Origin of the sequence: Micromonospora humi (assembly GCF_900090105.1) — a bacterium.
Lineage (GTDB): Bacteria > Actinomycetota > Actinomycetes > Mycobacteriales > Micromonosporaceae > Micromonospora > Micromonospora humi.
Genome location: NZ_FMDM01000006.1, coordinates 171983 through 189843, shown reverse-complemented (window position 1 = coordinate 189843; position 17861 = coordinate 171983). Strand labels below are relative to the sequence as shown.

The following is a 17861-nucleotide window of genomic DNA, read 5'->3' as shown; positions in this document are numbered from 1 at the left end:
GCCCGGGCAGGTGACCTGCCCGGGCCTCGCCGTGGTGTTGCGTGGATCAGTGGTTCAGGAGAAGCGGACCTTCACCGAGGTGCCGTCCTGCTCCAGGACCTTGATCTTGGTGCCGGTGGCCGGGAGCTTGACGCCGTGGTTCGGCAGCTCCGGGTACCAGTACTGCTTGGTGTCGTCGAACAGCGGCTGCGCGTCCTGGCCACGGATGTACTGCGGCTGGCTGTTGATGTGCAGCGTGAACGAGTCCGCCTTCTTCAGGCCGAACGGCGCGTCGTAGACCTGGACACGGGCCCGCCAGGGCGCCCCGGTCAGGTTGTAGATCGGCCGCGGGTGAGCGTCGATGATCATGTTGCGACCCTCGCCCGGGTGCACGAACGTGTCGTTGTCCGCCCACCGAAGGTTCCAGTAGGAGATCAGCAGACCCTCCTGGTACGCGTAGTGGTCCACGTAGTCCGGGCGGGTGTTCGCGTAGCCGAAGTAGTACGGGCCGGTCTTGAGGTACTTGTCGTACGAGGTGTACGACCGGTTGCCGGCGATGTAGTAGTTGTCGAACTTGCGGATGTAGGTCTCCGCGACGATGCTCCAGCCGCTGAGCGTCCAGCCGGCGGCACCGGTCTCGGCACCGTCGCTGAGCACCGTCTGGCCGTCGGCGGTCACGGTGAGCGCGTCACCGTAGAAGCCACCGGCGGAGACGCCGCCGTCCGTCTGGTAGCGGAGCCGGAACTGCACGACCTTGCCCGCCGCCGCGTCCATCGGGATGTTGACGTCGACCCACTTGTCGTCGCTGGAGCCGTCCAGGGCGAAGCGCCCAGGCGAGATCTCCTTGAGCGCCTTGCCGTTGGCCGTACCCGGGAGCGTCGCCCAGGTCTGGCCACCGTCGGTGGAGGCCTCGAAGAAGAGGTAGTCGTAGTCCTCTTCGATGTTGTAACGACCCTTCATCGACAGCGCGGCGCTGGTCTTCCCGGTGAGGTCGATCGTCCGCGTCATCGTGGTGTTCAGGTCGTCGTCGTTGCCCGAGAAGAACTGCTTCGTCCCCTCGAACGGCTTGCCGTTCTGGAAGGTGTACTCCCGCTGCGGCAGCACCACCACGGCGCCCTGCGCCTTGGCGGAGTTGTACTCCTGCGGGCCCAGCTCCAGCGTGCGCTTCTGACCGGCGACGACCACCTCGTAGTCGAGCCAGCCGAGCTGGAGCTTGTTCCAGGCACCCAGGTCGCCACCGCGCTCGCCGATGCCACCGTCGTTCTTGGCGCCGAGCCGGCTCTGGGCCATCAGGGTCCAGTGCTCGTTGTTGTTGTCCCCACCACTGGTGACGTTGTAGTCGTCCGGCAGACCGAGGTCGTGGCCGTACTCGTGGTAGAAGACGCTCCGGCCACCGTTCTCCGGCTGGATCGTGTAGTCACCGATCCAGACGCCGGTGTTGCCGATCTGGGTGCCGCCGGCCGGGAAGTTCGCCGGGCCGGTGTTGCCCTGGTCGCTGGCGAACGCGTACCAGCGGTGGCTCCAGATGGCGTCCTCACCCTGGATCGGGTCACCGTCGGCCTGGTCGCCGCCGGCGTGGACGATCTGGAAGTGGTCGATGTAACCGTCCGGCTCGTTGAAGTTGCCGTCGCCGTCGAAGTCGTAACGGTCCCACTCGTCCATCGACTTGACGTCAGCGGCGATCTCCGCGTCCGAGCGGCCCTGCGCCTTCTGGTCGGCGACCCACTGGTTGGCGGCGTCGCGGACCAGGGCCCAGGTGTTGTTGCAGACGTTCGAGGCGCACGGGTAGCCGTTGGAGCGGCCGTAGCGAGCCTCGTTGTACTTCACCTTCACCCAGTTGGTGACCTCGCCGTCGACGCTGTACCGGCCCGAGGACTGGGCCTCGTAGTACTGCTTCAGCGACTCGTCACCCGGGTTGGTGCCGAAGTACAGCTGCCGGAAGTGATCGGCGCTGTAGTCCGACTGCCAGACGGTGGAGTTGTCCACCGCCCGGTTGGGCTGCGGGATCTGGTTGACGCGCGGACCGTCGAACCGGGTCGGACCCGCGACGTTCGGGTCGGTGTCCTGGTCCGGGTAGTTCGGGTGCCGCTCGTCGCCGAACTCCGCGAGGATGACGAAGATCTTGTCGGTCTTCTCGCGGGAAAGCTCGACGTACTGGTCCTCGGTCGGACCCTTGCCGGCCTTGGTGCTCCTGGCGGCCTTGCCCGCCGCGGCACCCTCGGCAGCCTTCTCGCCAACCTTGACGACCGTGCTGCCGTTGATCTTCTCGGCCTTCGTCCTGCCGGACAGGACCTCGCTGAGGCCTTCCTGGCGCAGTGCGCGCCGCTTGTCCTCGAGCGGGTTGGGCAGGTCGTGTTCAGCCTGCGCAGGCTCGGCCACCGACGGAGCGGTGGTCGGCAGCTTCGGCGTCGGCGCGGCACTGGCGGACGTGCCTGCCATCAGCCCCGTCGCGGTCAGCGAAAGCCCGAGCAGACCCACTGCGACTTTGCGCACGTGGTACCTCCGGTGTGAGGGAACCGGCCCCTTGGGGGTACGGGCCGGTGGAACGTCCCACAAGTGGGACCCCTGGTGAACATAGACACTGCTGGGACCGGTGTGAAGATGTGCGCGTCGATTTGTAGCAACTTTTTGTTGGGGACGGCTTTGCCCGTCACACCCCGGTCCGTCGACACGGCGCTGACCAGCACCGATGTCCGTTCGGTCAAACCCAGCGACATCTATGGATGTGCGGAAGGGTCGGGAGCGATACCGCTCCCGACCCTTCCCTTCATCCGGACCGTTCAGCCCATTTTTCCGGGCATTCCGGTTCCGGTTTTGCGTTGTTGATCAGCTCTTCGGCGGGACCACGAACACCGTGGCGTACGCGTTGTCCCGGGCGGCCTTCAGGATGACGATCGAGGTGCCGTACGCGACGCCCGCGTCCCGCGGGTTGCCGGTGCCCAGCACGATCGCGCCGCCACCCAGCTCGGTGCCGTACCAGTCGGTCGCCGGGCTGCCGTCCGGGTTCACCACCCGGGTGGTGTACTTCTGGTTGCCCTTCGACGGGACGACCACCGAGGCGTCGTTGTCCCGCGCGTACGCCGCACCGTCGCGGATCTCGATGCCCGGGTACCAGCCCTTGGCGTCGGTGAAGGCCCGCACCGGCGCCTGTGCCTTGAACTTCGTGCAGTACTCGCTGTACGGCTCGTCCGCCGCCTCCAGGCACTCCTTGAACGGGTACGTCTTCGTCAACCCGAACGCGGCGTTGGACGACTGCGGGCGGCTGGGCAGGTTCTTCAGCACCGACGGGTCCTTCGCGGCCGCCGCGCCCGTGCGGCGCAGCGGGTCGTTGTGCGAGTCGACGATCAGCAGCCCGCCCTTGGCGCCGTAGCTGGGCAGCGCGGTCATCTGCCCGGTGACGTGGTTGACGTCGCCGAGTTCGGTGTCCCGGTACCAGACCAGCATGCCCGGCGCGTTGTAGGAGATCCGGTCGACCTTCCACGCCTCGTGCGAGTAGACCGTGTCGTAGGCGTACTTCAGGCCCTTGTCGAAGCCGTCGAAGTTGCGCCACTCGGCCAGGTAGTAGTGCGACCTGACCTGGGTGCCGGTGTCGATGTGCCAGCCCGCGCCGCTGGTGTCGGTGAACGTGCCGCCGGTCTGGGTCCAGCCGGCAGCGCCGCCCTCGACGTCGTCGCTCCACGTGGTCGCGCCGCCGCCGGTCACCGAGAAGTCGTCGGCGAACCAGCCGCGCTCCTGGAACGCCTCGTCGGTCGCGTACCGCAGCCGCACCTGCACGGTCTGCCCGGCGTACGGCGACAGGTCGACGTAGTCGTGCCGCCAGCCGTCGGTGCTGCCGGTCAGGCCGTACTTCTTGTTGCCGAAGTCGACCATCCGCCCGTTCGGGTCGGAGTAGCCGTCGTCGGTGGAGACCAGTGCCCCGGATTCGTCGTAGACCTTGCGCTCGGCCCAGGTGGCGCCACCGTCGGTGGAGACCTCGACGAAGCCGTAGTCCCAGTCGTCCTCGATGACGTAGTCGTTCCACATCCAGAACTTCGCGTCGGCGGCGTCCGGCACGGTCACCGTGCGGCTCAGCTTGACGTCCGCCCAGGCCTGGTCCGCGCCGGAGTACCACATGTTCGCCCCGCTGTGCGGCTCGGCCAGCGTGATCACCTTGTCCGGCAGGTCGATCTTGATGCCGTCCTCGGTGCCGACCGGCGTACGCGAGGTCTGCCCGAGCTTGACCAGCTTGGACCGGTCGCCCGGCCCGAAGGTCTTCGGCTCGGCCCAGCCGAGCACCCACTTGTCCCAGAGACCCATGTGGGTGGGAAGCGCCTGGAAGATCTCGCCGGAGTGCGAGCCGGACGCCATCAGGTCCCAGAAGTCCACGTCCGAGTCGGCGTTGCCGGAGGTGTCGTAGAGGTCCGGCAGGCCGAGGTCGTGCCCGAACTCGTGCGCGAAGACGCCGACGCCGGCGTCCTCCGGCTGCACGATGTAGTTGGACACCTTCAGGTTGGTGCCGGGGATGGTGTAGCCGCCGGCCACGGTGGACGAGTGCGCCCAGACCGAGTAGATGCCGACGTCGCCGCCCCCGCGGGACTTGCCCTGGTTGGCGTGCACCAGCACCAGGTGGTCGATCACGCCGTCCGGCTCGTGGAAGTTGCCGTCGCCGTCGCGGTCGCTCTGGTCCTCGATGTCGTAGTCGGCCCACGGGAAGTTCGGGTCGGCGGCGGCCAGCGCGTCGATCGCGTCGGTGGCGAGCCGGCCCGCGCCCTGCGGGTTGTCCGGGTGGCCGTTCATCGACTGCTCACGCCCGGCGACCCAGTTGCCGTTCTCGTCCTGGAAGCAGCGCGACGCCGCGTACCAGCCCTCCGAGTGCGGCACCGTGATCCACGGGCTGGCCTGCCCGTCCACGGTGTAGGCGTTCTTCGACATCTCCAGGTACATGTTGTGCATGGTCCGCCCGGCCAGGCTGATGCCCGGCTTGCCGTCCGGCCCCTTGAGGTCCTTACGGACCCGCTCGGTGATGCCCTTCTTGGTGTAGAGCATCTTGTCGTAGTGGGCCGGGGAGAAGTCCGGCACCCACATCGAGTTGTTGTCCTTGTGCGGCAGCGTGGCCGGGTTCGGGATGGTGTTGTGCCGCGGCCCGTTCTGCACGGTGCCGGGAACGCAGGTGCGATCCTCGAAGACCGTCTTCGGGACCATCACGTTCGTGAAGTCGTCGTTGGCCTTGTCGTTGAACTCGACCAGCAGCGTCAGCAGCTTGGCGGTCTGGGTGTTCTTCGCTTTCTTGATCTTGCGCGGGCTCTGGCCGGTGCGGATGGACTTCGCCTCCAGCTTGGCCAGTTCCCGGGCGGTGGCCGGGTTGCCGCCGGCGTACTTCCGGTCGTAGGCGCGGGCCTCGTCGGCCGGCGAGGCGAAGACCCCGTCCTTGCCCTTGGTCTCCCTGCCGCCGGTGTCCGGCTGCACCTCGGGCTCGGCGTAGTTGATGTAGTACTCGTCCGCCGCGATGGTGGCCGGCGCGGAGCGGGACGGTTGGGCCGCCGCGCTGCCCGCCGCGGTCAGCGACGTGGCCGCGAGGGCGATGGCGGGCAGCGCGACGAGTAGTCGCCGGCCCGCCCGGGACTGCGAAATGGGGAGCATGCCACTCCGATCGTAGGGAATGGTGAGAGACCGGTCGACTCAGTGACGCCTGTCGAAATCCGCCGGTTGCGGCTGAAGGTAGTCGACCGGGCTCGCCATCGACAGGGGTGAACAGGCCAGTGCGCCTCCGCCGATCGACCGGCATGATCCCCGGGTACGCGAGAGGGCGGGCCGCCCGCGCGACCCGCCCTCTCGTTCCGCTGTGCTCAGTCCTCGTCGGACTTGCCGCTGCTCATCCCCGAGGAGATCAACTCCATCACCGAGGAGTCCTGGAGCGTCGTCACGTCACCGAGCGACCGGTTCTCCGCCACGTCCCGCAGCAGCCGCCGCATGATCTTGCCGGAGCGGGTCTTCGGCAGCTCCGGCACCAGCATGATCTGCCGCGGCTTGGCGATCGGGCCGAGCGTCCTCGCCACGTGGTTGCGCAGCTCCGCGATGAGCTGCTCGCCCGCGTCGCCGCCGGTCTCCGCGCTGCCGCGCGGGATGGCGAACGCCACGATCGCCTGCCCGGTCGTCGGGTCGGTCGCGCCGACCACCGCCGCCTCCGCCACCGACGGGTGGCTGACCAGCGCCGACTCGACCTCCGTGGTGGAGATGTTGTGCCCGGACACCAGCATCACGTCGTCGACCCGGCCGAGCAGCCAGATGTGCCCGTCGTCGTCCTTCTTGGCGCCGTCACCGGCGAAGTAGACCCACTTGTCGCCGGTGTTGGCGCCCGCGCCGAACCGCGACCAGTAGGTCTCCAGGAACCGGTTGTCGTCGCCCCAGACGGTGCGCAGCATCGACGGCCACGGCTCGGTCAGCACCAGGTAGCCACCCCCGCCGTTCGGCACCGACTCGCCCTGGTCGTCGACCACGTCGGCCACGACGCCGGGCAGCGGGGCCATCGCCGAACCGGGCTTCGCCTCGGTCACGCCCGGCAGCGGCGAGATCATCATGGCGCCGGTCTCGGTCTGCCACCAGGTGTCGACCACCGGCAGCTCGCCCCGGCCCACGTACTGCCGGTACCAGATCCACGCCTCCGGGTTGATCGGCTCGCCGACGCTGCCGAGCAGGCGCAGCGACGACAGGTCGTAACCGGCCGGGACGTCCTCGCCCCACTTCATCATGGTGCGGATCAGCGTCGGCGCCGTGTAGAGGATGGTCACCCGGTACTTGTCGACGATCTCCCAGAACCGGCCCTTGTGCGGGGTGTCCGGGGTGCCCTCGTACATGACCTGGGTGGCGCCGTTGGAGAGCGGGCCGTAGACGATGTAGGAGTGCCCGGTCACCCAGCCGATGTCGGCGGTGCACCAGTAGACGTCGGTCTCCGGCTTCAGGTCGAAGACCGCGTGCGTGGTGTACGACGCCTGGGTCAGGTAGCCGCCGGTGGTGTGCAGGATCCCCTTCGGCCGGGCCGTGGTGCCGCTGGTGTAGAGGATGAACAGCGGGTGCTCGGCGTCGAACGGCTGCGCCTCGTGCTCCGGCGAGGCGTTCTCCACCGCGTCGTGCCACCAGTGGTCCTTCGCCGACCAGCCGACCTCCTCGCCGGTGCGGCGGACCACCAGCACGTGCTCCACCGACGGGCAGTTCGCCACCGCCTCGTCGACGGTCGGCTTGAGCGCCGACGGCTTGCCCCGGCGGAACCCGCCGTCCGCGGTGATCACCACCTTGGCACTGGCGTCCTGGATCCGGTTGGTCAACGCGTCGGCGGAGAAGCCGCCGAACACCACGCTGTGCGTGGCGCCGATCCGGGCGCAGGCGAGCATCGCCACCGCGGCCTCCGGGATCATCGGCAGGTAGATCGCCACCCGGTCGCCGGCCGTCACGCCCAGCTCGGTCAGCGCGTTGGCCGCCTGGCAGGTGAGCCGGTGCAGGTCGGCGTAGGTGACGGTGCGGGTGTCACCCGGCTCGCCCTCCCAGTGGATCGCCACCTTGTCGCCGTGCCCCGCCTCCACGTGCCGGTCCACGCAGTTGTACGCCACGTTGAGCCGGCCGCCGGTGAACCACTTCGCGAACGGCGCGTTCGACCAGTCGAGCACCTGCTCCCACGGCTGCGCCCAGGCCAGCCGCCCGGCCTGGCGCTCCCAGAAGGCGAGCCGGTCACCGGCCGCCTCGTCGTACGCCGCCGCGGTCACGTTGGCGTTCGCGGCGAGTTCGGCCGGCGGCGGGAACTGGCGCGTCTCGTTCAGCAGATTGGCCAATGCCTCGCTCATACGGTGACTCCTTCGTCGCGTGACCTGCGTCTCCCTACTCCGGGGAAGGTTAGCCCCGCGGTACCGCACCCGCGACCGCCCCGCCCCGCTCCGCGCGCCCAGCGGCGCCCCCTCCGCGCTGAGGTGTAAGGCGGGGGCCCCGGTTAACGCCTCCGGTAGAGGAGGGGCCCCTGCTTAACACCCCGTACCGTGTCAGGGTGACCACTGATCCGCTGGCCCCGCTGCTCGCGCTCGCCGACGTCGCGCCCGCCGTCGAACGGGCGCGCGACCGGGTCGACCAGGCCCACCGGCACCGGGCGCTGCGCCGCCAGGGCGGCCCGCTCGCCGCCGAGGTCAGCCTCCGCTCGGCGGTCGCCAGCGCGGCGCTGGAAGGCCGCGTCCACGACCGCGAGGAGGTACGTGCCGGCACGGTCACCGACCCGGTGCTCCAAGGCGCGCTGCGGGTGGCCGGCGCGCTGCCCGGGCTCAGCGACCTCTGGCCGAAGGCTCCCCGGCAGGTGCTCGCCCGGCTGCACGTGCTCGTCGCCCGCGACGTGGTGACCGAGGAAGAGGTGGGCCGGCCGGTGACCGATCCGGTGGTGGCGGCCCGGCTCGACGGCCTGTCCGGACTGGTGGCCGGCGGCACCAAGGTGCCACCGCTGGTGCTGGCCGCCGTGGTGCACGGCGAACTGCTGAACCTGCGCCCGTTCCCCGGCCCCTCCGGCGTGGTCGCCCGGGCCGCCGCACGACTGGTGCTGATCTCCACCGGCTTCGACCCGCGCGGGCTGGTCGCCGTGGACGTCGGCCACCGCGAGCGGGAACCGGAGTACGTCGGCGCGGCCGGCGCGTTCGCCACCGGCACCCCGGACGGCCTGCGTTCCTGGCTGCGGCACTACATGAGCGCGGTGGAGGTCGGCGCGGACCAGATCACGCTGATCGGCGACGAACTCCTCGCCGCCTCCTGAACCCGGCCCCGCGCCGTCAGCCGGTGGGCGCGGCGGCCCGGGTGCGCCGGTGCCGGCCGTACCAGGCGATGCCGATGGCCACCCCGACACCCACGCCGAGCGCTGCCGCCGCGACCGGCACCGCCGGCCGCTCCCGCAGCCGGCGACCCAGCGGGATCGGATGCCGGAACTCCAGCACCGGCCAGCCGTTCTCCGCCGCCAGCTTGCGCAGCGTCCGGTCCGGGTTGACCACGCTCGGGTGACCCACGCACTCCAGCAACGGCCGATCGCTGTACGAATCGGAGTACGCGTACGAGTCGGCCAGGTCGTAGCCACGCTCCAGGGCCAGCTCGCCCACGGCGTCGACCTTGCTCGGACCGGCCGCATAGAACTCGACCTCGCCGCTGTAGCGGCCGTCGACGACCGCCATCCGGGTGGCGATCACGTCGGTCACACCGAGCAGCTCGCCGATCGGCCGGACCATCTCCTCGCCCGAGGCGGAGACCAGCACCACGTCCCGGCCGGCGGCCTGGTGCTCCTCGATGAGGGCGGCCGCCTCGGCGTACACATAGGGGTTGATCAGTTCGTGCAGCGTCTCCGCGACGATCTGGCGGACCTGTTCCACCGGCCAGCCCTTGCAGAGCGTGGCCAGATAGTCCCGGGTGCGGGCCATGGTCTGCTCGTCGGTGCCGCCCAGCCGGAACATCAGCTGCGCGTACGCCGACTTGACCACGTCACGCCGAGTGATCAGCCCGTCCCGGTAGAACGGCCGACCGAACGCCAGGGCGCTCGACTTGGCGATGACGGTCTTGTCGAGATCGAAGAAAGCGGAACCACGGCCCACGGCGCGAAAGTCTAGCCGGACGGGACGCCCGCGACCGCCCGCCCCGGGGCCGCGCGGGCGAGGTGTACCCGACGGAGTGACGGCGGTCACATCTCTGTGCGAGAAATTAGCTTTGCGTGGAGTGAACACCACTCGACGTATAAGGGTCGGCTGCGGCATGCTTGTCCTCGCGACAGGAGTTCGCGTCCGGTCGCCCGCAGGCCCTCGGCGGTTGCACCCCCCGTGACCGCTGAGTCGGTTCGGCTCGACCCCCCCGGAGCCGAACCACCCGACGACCCCCGTCTCCCCCCGACGGGGGTCGTCCCTTTGTGGCTTCCCCTTCGCCGCAGGTGGAGTCGGGTTCTCCGGGCCGGCCGGGCGCTGGCTGGCGCGCGTCATGACGAGCTGCGGCAGCAGTGGCGGGACTGGATCACGCGGCGTCCGCAGAAGCTACCTCGGGCGACGTCCACGCTCGCGCCGCTGAGGCGTGCGGCCGACAAGCGAGGACCGGGCAGTCGGTCCGACGTCGATCAGGTCGCCTTCCGTGTCGCGCCTGTCCGCAGGGCGTCGAGGTCCCGTTCGGCGAACTGCCGGTGGTGCCACTCCTCGTTCAGGACGATCAGCAGGCACTCGCGTACCGGGAAGCTCTCCGGCGGCGGCCAGCCGGTCCCCTCGACGGGCTCGGTGTGGCCGGCCAGGGACGCGTCGGTCAGGCCGTCGACCACCGTGCGCACGGTGGCCATCCGTTCGCGGCGCAGCGCCAGGACCTCTTCGAGCGAGGGACGGGCCTCGCGGTCCCGCGGGATCCCCGGGGCGCTCGGCATCTCGTCCCACGGCAGGTCGAGCGGGTCCCACGGCGAGGGGTCGCCCAGGATCGCCCGCCGTACCCACGCGTCGGTGGCGAACACCAAGTGGCGCAGGGTCTGGATGAACGACCACTCGCCGTCCACCGATTCGTGCAGTAGCCCGGGGTCCAGGCCGCGAGCCCGCTCGACGGTGCCGTCCCAGAGCCGCTCGACGATGCCCCACGCCTCCCGGAATCCATCAGGGTCGGCCGGGCGCATCCTGGCCCGGACGGGGTCGCGCCGGTCGAGCTCGGCATTGACCAGAGGCGCGACGTCGACCCCGTTGACCACCAGGTTCTGGATCTCACCGTCGATGCGGACGTCAACCAGCTCGACGCCGCGCATCACCACCCCGCTCAAGTCGACGCCGCGGAATCGGGCGCCGGAGAGGTCGACGGCACGGAACTCGGCATCGGCGAGGTTGACACGCGCGAAACGCGCGCCGCTCAGGTTGTCCCCCGTGAAGTCAGCCATGGCCGGACCCTAGCCGCGCCCTGCGACAGGCCGTCGTCTCGAGCGCGGCCCGGACGACGGCACGGCCAGCGCGTCTGACCACGCGTACGGCACTCGATCACACTCGCTGCTACGTCAGGTCACCTCCCCGACGGGGGTCGTCCCGTTTCACCCCGACACGACGGAGCGGTCGGACCGTCGCTGGCCCGACCGCTCCTGTCCGCTGTCAGGACTTGCGCAGCGTGACGACCGTGGTGTCGTTGACCTCGACGTACTGGTTGTACTGGCTGTCGTAGCCCTGGGCCCTGGTGCTGACCTCGACGTCGCCCTTGACGAACGGCTGGGTGCCGGCCGGCGTGGCGGTGGCGGTCCAGGCGGCCGGGCTTCCCGGCACGCAGTTCACCCGGGTGGTGAAGTCGGCCCGGACGATGGCCTTCTTGACGATCTCGGTGACCGTGCCGTAGAGCGACACCGAGGTCGGCTGGTTGCAGGTGACGGTGCCGTGCACGACGGCCTTGCCGCTGACCGTGCTGGCGGTGCCGTCGGTGGCCACGGCGAGTGCGAGGTCCAGCGGTGCCGGTGCCGGCGGGTTGGCGATGTGCACCTCACCCCGGGCCGCCGCGGTGCCGCCCTCACAGTGCTGTTCGAAGGTGGCGTCGAACGTCTGGACGTAGCCGTTCGGTCCGAAGACGGCGTTGAGCACCGTGAACGTGCCGGTCAGCTGGTTGCAGCCGCGCCCGTTCCCGTCCAGGCTGAGCCCGGGACCGGCGCCGTTGAAGGGGTAGCGCGTCGCGTTCTCGTAGGTGCCCGGGACCAGTGGCTGGCTGCCCGGAGCGTCGAAGTCCAGGTACCACCAGTCGCCGTTGTAGCCGTTGACGTTGACCGACACGTGGCTGGTGTCGGTGGACGCGGCGGTGGTGAGCTGGTCACCGCCGGCGACCGAGTAGGCGTACGAACCGCCGCCGGTGATGTAGTCGCCCGGGTCGCCGCTGAAGGTGACCGAGCCCGACTCCACCGCCTGCGCCTGTGCCGGCGCGGCGGCGACGACGAGCCCGCCCAGCGCCCCCGTGATCGAGAGGCCGGCCGCCAGGGCCACCCTCCGCCAGGTGTTGTGCATCCCCGCTCCTCTCGGATGAGACGGCTGGGCGGTCGTGCCGCCCGGAAGTTGCCGTCGGTCAATTACCGCTGAGCGTGGCCGTGGCGTTACACCCCGAGGACGAAAGCGTCCTTAGTGGACATGATCAGCGAGCAACTGCGCGCAGGGTCTCCGATGCGGGCTCGAAGCAGACCAGCGCCCGACCTCGGTCGTCGGTCACCACCCACGGGTGCCCCACGTACGTCTGCTGGTGGTGGGTCTGTCCCGGCCCCAGCACCGCGTACCGCTGGCGCTGGCCGCCGTAGTCCAGCCAGTAGACGACGACGGTTCCCGATCGGGCGTTGACGAAGTCGACGAAGGTCTCCGGGCCGCCGCTGCGGGAGCGTAGCGACGATTCCCGGGACGCCGGCAGTGGGGTGAGCTCACCAGGCCGTGGCGCGGACGGTGTGGCGCGGCTGGCCGTCGGCTTCGGCGCCGGCGGTCGGGCAGCCGGCGTGGTGCGGCGCGGCGGCGTGGGCCGGCGGGTGGGCAAGGCGGCGCGGGTGGAGAGCGACACGGGCGCCGGCGAGTACGACTCGGTCGACACGTCCGCCGCCGGCGTGGAGTTTCCCGGCGAGGCCAGGATCGCCTCGCTCCCGATGGGCGGCGGCAGGTCGGGCCGGCGGGGCATCGCGAAGAAGCTGAGCGTGCCGACCAGCACGACGACCACGGTGCCGATCGCCACCGAGGCGAGCGTGGCCGGGGACGGGTCGCGGAGCCAGGTCTCCCCGGACGGGTGCGCCGGGCGGGCGTGGTGGCGGGCGGGTCGGGTTCCGGCGCCCTGCGGTGGATCGGTCATGGCCTCGATTCCGCGAGCCGGTGCCGTCCGTTCCGCGGCAAGGGATCCGATTATGCGGGACGGGTGATCCCCCTCGTCAATGGCTGACGGTCTTCCCGCGCCGACCGGTGGGCCGGGGTGGGCCGGCCTTTTCGGAGGCTCGGCACGCCGTGCCGCCAGGTATTTCCCGCCGATCCGGCGGCGCGGACCCATAGCAGATCGACTCCTCGGCCGGGGTCTGTCCACATCGCGCACTTGTCCACAAGTGGGCGTCCGGTGTCCCCGCCCGGCTCGGCCGACTTGGGCAGGCTGCGTTGCGGCACGTCCGAGTCCGACCCATGGAGGCCGCCATGCCGCCCCGTACCCCGCTCCCGCCGTACCGTCGGCTGCCCCTGCTCGTCACGGCTGACGGCGACCTGCTCGACGAACTGCTGCGGCTCGCCGCGGCCGGCGGCACCGAGGTCGAGCTGGCGGCCGATCCGGCCGCGGCCCGCGCCCGCTGGGCACCGGCGCCGCTGGTGCTGGTCGGCGCCGACCAGGCGGCGGCCTGCCTGCGGGCCCGCCTGCCGCGGCGTCCGCGCACGGTCCTGGTCGGTCGCGCCGGCCAGCTCGATCCGGGTACGGAGTTGGCCGAGCTGATCGGCGCCGAGCACGTGGCGGCGCTGCCGGCGGCGGAGCCCTGGCTGGTGGACCGGTTCGCCGAGTGCGTGGCCGGGCCGGCGGATGCGGGCCCGGCGCGGGTCGTGGCGGTGCTCGGCGGGCGCGGGGGCGCCGGGGCCAGCGTGCTCGCCGGCGGGCTCGCCGTCAGTGCGGCCCGGGCCCGGTTGCGCACGCTGCTGGTCGACGCCGATCCGCTGGGTGGCGGGTTGGACCTGGTGCTCGGCTGGGAGCAACTCGACGGGTTGCGCTGGCCGGAGCTGGCCGGCGCCGACGGGCGGGTCGATCCGCCGGCGCTGGTCCGTGCCCTGCCCAGCCGTGGTGACCTGGTGGTGCTCTCGTGGGACCGGGGCGACCTGCGGCACCTGCCGGCGGAGGCGATGGCCGCCACGGTCGACGCCGGCCGGCGGGGGCGGGACCTGGTCGTGCTCGACCTGCCCCGGCATCTCGACGACGCGGCCGTGGTCGCCCTCCAGGCCGCCGACCGGGCGTTCCTCGTGGTGCCCGCGGAGCTGCGGGCCACCGCGGCCGCAGCCCGGGTGGCCGCCGTCGTCGCCCCGCACTGCGCCGACCTGTCGGTGATCGTGCGGGGCCCGGCCCCGGGTCGACTGCGGGCGGCCGAGGTGTCCCGGGCGCTCGGCCTTCCGCTCGCCGGCACGCTCCGGCCCGAGCCCGGCCTGTGTCGAGGGCTGGAACGCGGCGAGGCACCCGGCGCCACCGGCAAGGGTCCGCTCGCCGCGCTGTGCCAGCGGCTCGTCGACGAGCTGACCGGCCGATCCGCGGCGGGCGCGGCGTGACCGGGCCGGCCGACCCGGAGGACCTGGCCGCCCGCGTCCGCCACCGGTTCGCTGCCGAGGCCACGCCTGTCACGTCCGCCGCGGTCGTCTCCGCGGTACGCGCCGAACCGGCCACCGGGGTGCTCGGTGACATCGCCCTCCTGCGCATCGCCGACCGCGTGCACGACGACCTCATCGGCGCCGGCCCGCTTGCGCCGTTGCTGGCCGATCCGGAGGTCACCGACGTGCTGGTGAACGGGGTCCGGGTCTGGGTCGACCGGGGACGAGGGCTGCACCAGGTGGCGGTGCCGCTCGGCACTGTCGACGACGTACGCCGGTTGGCCCAGCGGCTGACCTCGGCGGCCGGTCGCCGGCTCGACGACGCCTCGCCCTACGCCGACGCACGACTGCCCGACGGCACCCGGCTGCACGCCGTGCTGCCGCCGGTGGCGACCGATGGCCCCTACCTGTCGCTGCGGACCTTCCGACAGCGACCGTTCACGCTGGATGAGCTGGTCGAGCACGGCACCGTGCCCCGGCCGGTCGCACCGCTGCTCGACGCGTTGGTGGCCGCCCGGCTGGCCTACCTGGTGACCGGTGGCACCGGCTCCGGCAAGACCACCCTGCTCAACACGTTGCTCGGGCTGGTGCCCGGCAACGAGCGGATCGTGCTGGTCGAGGATGCCGCGGAGCTGCGTCCGGTGCACCCGCACGTGATCGGGTTGCAGGCGCGCACCGCGAACGTCGAGGGCGCCGGCGTGGTCGGGCTGGGCGACCTGGTCAGGCAGGCGCTCCGGATGCGACCGGACCGGCTGGTGGTGGGCGAGTGTCGGGGCGCCGAGGTGGTCGACCTGCTGGCCGCGCTGAACACCGGTCACGACGGTGGGGCGGGGACGTTGCACGCCAACGCGCCGACCGACGTCCCCGCCCGGCTGGAGGCGCTCGGCATGCTCGGCGGGCTGCCCCGGGTCGCGCTGCACGCCCAGGTCGCCGCCGCGTTGCAGGTGGTGCTGCACCTCCGCCGGACCGGAGCGGGCCGGGTGCTCGACTCGATCGGTCTGCTCCTACCGGAAGGGCCCGACCGGGTGGTGACCGTGGTCCCGGCGTGGATCCGCGGCCGTGGTCTCGGCCTGGCCGCCCGGTCACTCGGCAACCTGCTGCGGGAGCGTGGCGTGCCCGTACCGCCGATTTTGCGGGTGGTCTGGCCCGGCTCGGCGGGTCCGTCGTGACCGGGCAGCTCTGGCTGGCGTTCCTGCTCCTGGCCGGTGCCGCGGTGGTGGTCGCCTGGCCGGCCCGCACCGGTCGAATCCGTCGGCGTGCGGTCCTCGACGCGGGAGCCGCTTCCGCAGGTGCCCGGCCGAGCGGTGGCAGGACGGGCACTGGCAGCGGCATCCGAGGGTCGGTGCGTCCGTGGGCGGTCCCGGCCGGGCAGAGGCCCGGCCGGTTCGACCGGTTGCGCCGACCGGGGGCTGGGCCTGGCCGTTCCCGCCGTCGCTGGACCAGCCCCGGTGGGCACCCGCCCGGCCCGGGTCCCGGGCGTGCCGACCGGCCGCCCACATCGTCGCTCCGACCGCCCACCGATCGGGTGCCCGCCGGTGAGCCGCGCCTTCGGGCCACGCTGTCCGCCCGGCGCGCGTTGCCGACGGCGGCGCTGCTCGGCGGCGGCGTCGGCGCGTTCCTCGGCGGCCCGGTGGCCGCGGTGGTGCTGACCGCCTACGGCACGCTCGCGGCCCGCGCGGCGCTGCGCCGACGCGAACAGCGGAAGGCCGACCTGGCCCATCGCCGCGATCTCGACCGGCTCGGTGCGGCCGCGGCCGACCTACGCGCCGGCCTGCCCGCCGACGGGGCGGCCCACGACGGCACGGGGCGGATCGCCCGGCTGTGCCGAGCGGCGGTGCGCCTGGCCGACCGGACCGGGGCGCCGCTTGCCGACCTGTTGGAGCGGATCGAGGCCGACGCCCGCGCGGCCGACCGGGGCCTGGCGGCGGCCGCCGCCCAGGCAGCCGGCGCCCGGGCGACCGCCTGGCTGCTCGCCGCCCTGCCGCTCGGCGGGATCGGTCTCGGTTACGCCATCGGGGTCGACCCGGTGGCCGTACTCCTGCACACGCCGGTCGGCGGCGGGAGCGCGGTGGCGGCCGTCGTCCTGCAGATCGGTGGTCTGCTCTGGGCGGAGCGGCTCGGTGCCGGGCCTCGGCAGGCGACCTGATGTCCCGCCAGGTGGTGGCCGCGGCCTGTCTCACCGGCGCCGCGTCGCTCCTCGTCCTCGCCGGGCCGGTCGTCCGCCCGGCCCGGCGACTACGGCGGCTCGGGCCCGCCCCTCGACGGGCCCGTCCGACCTGGTGGCCGGACCGGATCCGGCTGGGCGCAGGCCTGGCGGCGGTGGCCGTGGCGGTGGTCGTCGGCGGGTGGGCCGGTCTGTTCGCCGGGCCGTTGGCCGGCGTGGCCGCCGACCGTCTGCTCCGCCGGGTCGAGCCGCGCGCCGCGCGGGACCGGCGCCTGCGCGAGACCGCCGATCTGCCACTCGCCGCCGACCTGCTGGCCGCGGCACTCCGCGCCGGCGCGCCGGTCGACCGCTCGGCGCTCGCGGTCGCGGAGGCGCTCGGCGGGCCGCTCGCGGAGCGGCTCGGCCGGGTGGGTCGCACGCTGAGCCTGGGCGGTACGCCGGCGGAGGCCTGGGCCCACCTGCGGCCCGTGTCCGGGGCGCAAAGCCTGGTCGGCGCCGCGATCCGGTCGTCGAACAGCGGCGCCGCACTGGCCGGCGCGCTCACCCGGCTCGCCGACGACCTACGGACCGAACGCTCGACCGCGGCCGAGGCGTCCGCCCGGCGCGCGGGAGTGCTCATCGTGCTGCCGCTCGGGCTGTGCTTCCTGCCCGCCTTCATTCTCGCCGGTCTGGTGCCGGTGATCGTCGCCGTTCTCGGCGACGTGCTGTGAACCATCGAGAAGGGACGTACGACATGCGCAGACTCCTCGCCCGCCTCCGGGGTGACGCCGGCATGAACACGGCCGAGTACGCCGTGGGCACCCTCGCCGCGGTCGCCTTCGCCGGCATCCTGCTGAAGGTGCTCACCTCCGGAAACGTGCAGTCCGCCCTGACCGCGGTGATCGACCGGGCCCTGAAGTGACCGGGCGCCGGTGGGCCGGCCGACGGCCCGGTGTCTCGGCGGCCCCGGAGGTCGGCGCGGTGACGCCGCCCGGCGACCCGGGCGGCGTCACCCGGCGTCTCCCGCGGGTTCTCCGGGAGCGGGGATCGTTCACCGCCGAGCTGGCGGCCGGCCTGCCGGCGTTGATGCTCCTCCTCTTCGCCGGACTCACCTCGGTCGACGCGGTGGCCACCCGGGCGGGCTGTGCCGACGCCGCCCGGGAGGCGGCGCTCGCCGCCTCCCGGGGCGAATCCGGCGTGTCCGCCGGTGCCCGCCACGCACCCGCCGGCGCGGAGGTGACGGTGACCGTGGCCGGCGACCGGGTGATCGCCACCGTCCGGGCACCGGTGCGGACGGTCGGTGCCCGGCTGCCCAGGTTGACCGTGTCGGGAGTCGCGGTGGCCGCCGTGGAACCCGGCGTTCCCGGCCCGGCGCAATGACGGCGGGAAGAGCGTCGCCGCGTCGCGTCGGACGGTGCGATCCCAAAACGCTTGCCGATGGCGTTCCCGGACCGGTCGCTAGCGGCGTTCCCGGA

At 72.3% G+C, this 17861-nt stretch carries 14 protein-coding genes; 7 read left to right on the top strand and 7 right to left on the bottom strand.

All coding sequences use genetic code 11. The features are described 5' to 3' along the window. Positions 1-54: 54 nt before the first annotated feature. The 3 genes from GA0070213_RS13990 to acs all read right to left on the bottom strand — a co-directional run bounded on the left by GA0070213_RS13990 (position 55) and on the right by acs (position 7793). Positions 55-2457, bottom strand: coding sequence for an immune inhibitor A domain-containing protein (locus tag GA0070213_RS13990; RefSeq protein ID WP_091062797.1), 2403 nt, complete (start codon positions 2455-2457; stop codon positions 55-57). Between the two features lie 348 nt (positions 2458-2805). Continuing rightward, on the bottom strand, positions 2806-5598 hold the full coding sequence (locus tag GA0070213_RS13985) for an immune inhibitor A domain-containing protein (protein WP_091062796.1): 2793 nt from the start codon (positions 5596-5598) through the stop codon (positions 2806-2808). A gap of 206 nt (positions 5599-5804) precedes the next feature. Further along, positions 5805-7793: an acetate--CoA ligase gene (acs, locus tag GA0070213_RS13980; RefSeq protein ID WP_091062793.1), complete on the bottom strand. Its 1989-nt coding sequence runs from the start codon at positions 7791-7793 to the stop codon at positions 5805-5807. 197 nt (positions 7794-7990) lie between these two features. Here acs and GA0070213_RS13975 point away from each other — a divergent pair, with 197 nt between their 5' ends. Further along, positions 7991-8737, top strand: a complete 747-nt coding sequence (locus GA0070213_RS13975) for a Fic family protein (RefSeq protein WP_091062792.1) — start codon at positions 7991-7993, stop codon at positions 8735-8737. Between the two features lie 16 nt (positions 8738-8753). On the opposite strand, the gene GA0070213_RS13970 is transcribed toward GA0070213_RS13975, so the two are convergent. The 4 genes from GA0070213_RS13970 to GA0070213_RS13955 form a co-directional block, all read right to left on the bottom strand. After that, positions 8754-9560: an HAD family hydrolase gene (locus GA0070213_RS13970; RefSeq protein ID WP_091062790.1), complete on the bottom strand. Its 807-nt coding sequence runs from the start codon at positions 9558-9560 to the stop codon at positions 8754-8756. A 509-nt stretch (positions 9561-10069) separates the two neighbouring features. After that, entirely contained in the window at positions 10070-10858 is a 789-nt protein-coding gene (locus tag GA0070213_RS13965; RefSeq protein WP_091062787.1) for a DinB family protein, read from the bottom strand. A 205-nt stretch (positions 10859-11063) separates the two neighbouring features. Beyond that, positions 11064-11954, bottom strand: a complete 891-nt coding sequence (locus tag GA0070213_RS13960; RefSeq protein WP_175441336.1) for a hypothetical protein — start codon at positions 11952-11954, stop codon at positions 11064-11066. Positions 11955-12078: 124 nt separating this feature from the next. After that, a complete protein-coding gene (locus tag GA0070213_RS13955; RefSeq protein ID WP_091062785.1) occupies positions 12079-12771 on the bottom strand; it encodes a VHL beta domain-containing protein in 693 nt (230 codons plus the stop codon). 329 nt (positions 12772-13100) lie between these two features. Here GA0070213_RS13955 and ssd point away from each other — a divergent pair, with 329 nt between their 5' ends. From ssd to GA0070213_RS13925, 6 genes are read left to right on the top strand one after another with little or no spacing between them, the layout of a single operon-like run. Next, a complete protein-coding gene (ssd, locus tag GA0070213_RS13950; RefSeq protein ID WP_091063198.1) occupies positions 13101-14204 on the top strand; it encodes a septum site-determining protein Ssd in 1104 nt (367 codons plus the stop codon). Next, a complete protein-coding gene (locus GA0070213_RS13945; protein ID WP_091062784.1) occupies positions 14201-15412 on the top strand; it encodes a TadA family conjugal transfer-associated ATPase in 1212 nt (403 codons plus the stop codon). Before ssd ends, GA0070213_RS13945 begins: the two co-directional genes overlap by 4 nt. After that, a complete protein-coding gene (locus tag GA0070213_RS32190) occupies positions 15409-16389 on the top strand; it encodes a type II secretion system F family protein (protein ID WP_091062782.1) in 981 nt (326 codons plus the stop codon). Before GA0070213_RS13945 ends, GA0070213_RS32190 begins: the two co-directional genes overlap by 4 nt. Further along, complete coding sequence (locus GA0070213_RS13935) at positions 16389-17117, top strand: type II secretion system F family protein (protein WP_091062780.1); 729 nt, start codon at positions 16389-16391, stop codon at positions 17115-17117. Before GA0070213_RS32190 ends, GA0070213_RS13935 begins: the two co-directional genes overlap by 1 nt. Before the next feature lie 23 nt (positions 17118-17140). Then, complete coding sequence (locus GA0070213_RS13930; RefSeq protein ID WP_091062778.1) at positions 17141-17308, top strand: DUF4244 domain-containing protein; 168 nt, start codon at positions 17141-17143, stop codon at positions 17306-17308. 59 nt (positions 17309-17367) lie between these two features. Then, positions 17368-17766, top strand: a complete 399-nt coding sequence (locus GA0070213_RS13925; protein ID WP_091063195.1) for a TadE family type IV pilus minor pilin — start codon at positions 17368-17370, stop codon at positions 17764-17766. Positions 17767-17861 lie beyond the last annotated feature (95 nt).

Bases quoted from the DNA above. Each gene is read 5' to 3' on its own strand.
- ssd (WP_091063198.1), top strand. From the start codon at position 13,101: ATGCCGCCCCGTACCCCGCTCCCGCCGTACCGTCGGCTGCCCCTGCTC.
- acs (WP_091062793.1), bottom strand. From the start codon at position 7,793: ATGAGCGAGGCATTGGCCAATCTGCTGAACGAGACGCGCCAGTTCCCG.
- GA0070213_RS13935 (WP_091062780.1), top strand. From the start codon at position 16,389: ATGTCCCGCCAGGTGGTGGCCGCGGCCTGTCTCACCGGCGCCGCGTCG.
- GA0070213_RS13955 (WP_091062785.1), bottom strand. From the start codon at position 12,771: ATGACCGATCCACCGCAGGGCGCCGGAACCCGACCCGCCCGCCACCAC.
- GA0070213_RS13960 (WP_175441336.1), bottom strand. From the start codon at position 11,954: ATGCACAACACCTGGCGGAGGGTGGCCCTGGCGGCCGGCCTCTCGATC.
- GA0070213_RS13930 (WP_091062778.1), top strand. From the start codon at position 17,141: ATGCGCAGACTCCTCGCCCGCCTCCGGGGTGACGCCGGCATGAACACG.
- GA0070213_RS13985 (WP_091062796.1), bottom strand. From the start codon at position 5,598: ATGCTCCCCATTTCGCAGTCCCGGGCGGGCCGGCGACTACTCGTCGCG.
- GA0070213_RS13965 (WP_091062787.1), bottom strand. From the start codon at position 10,858: ATGGCTGACTTCACGGGGGACAACCTGAGCGGCGCGCGTTTCGCGCGT.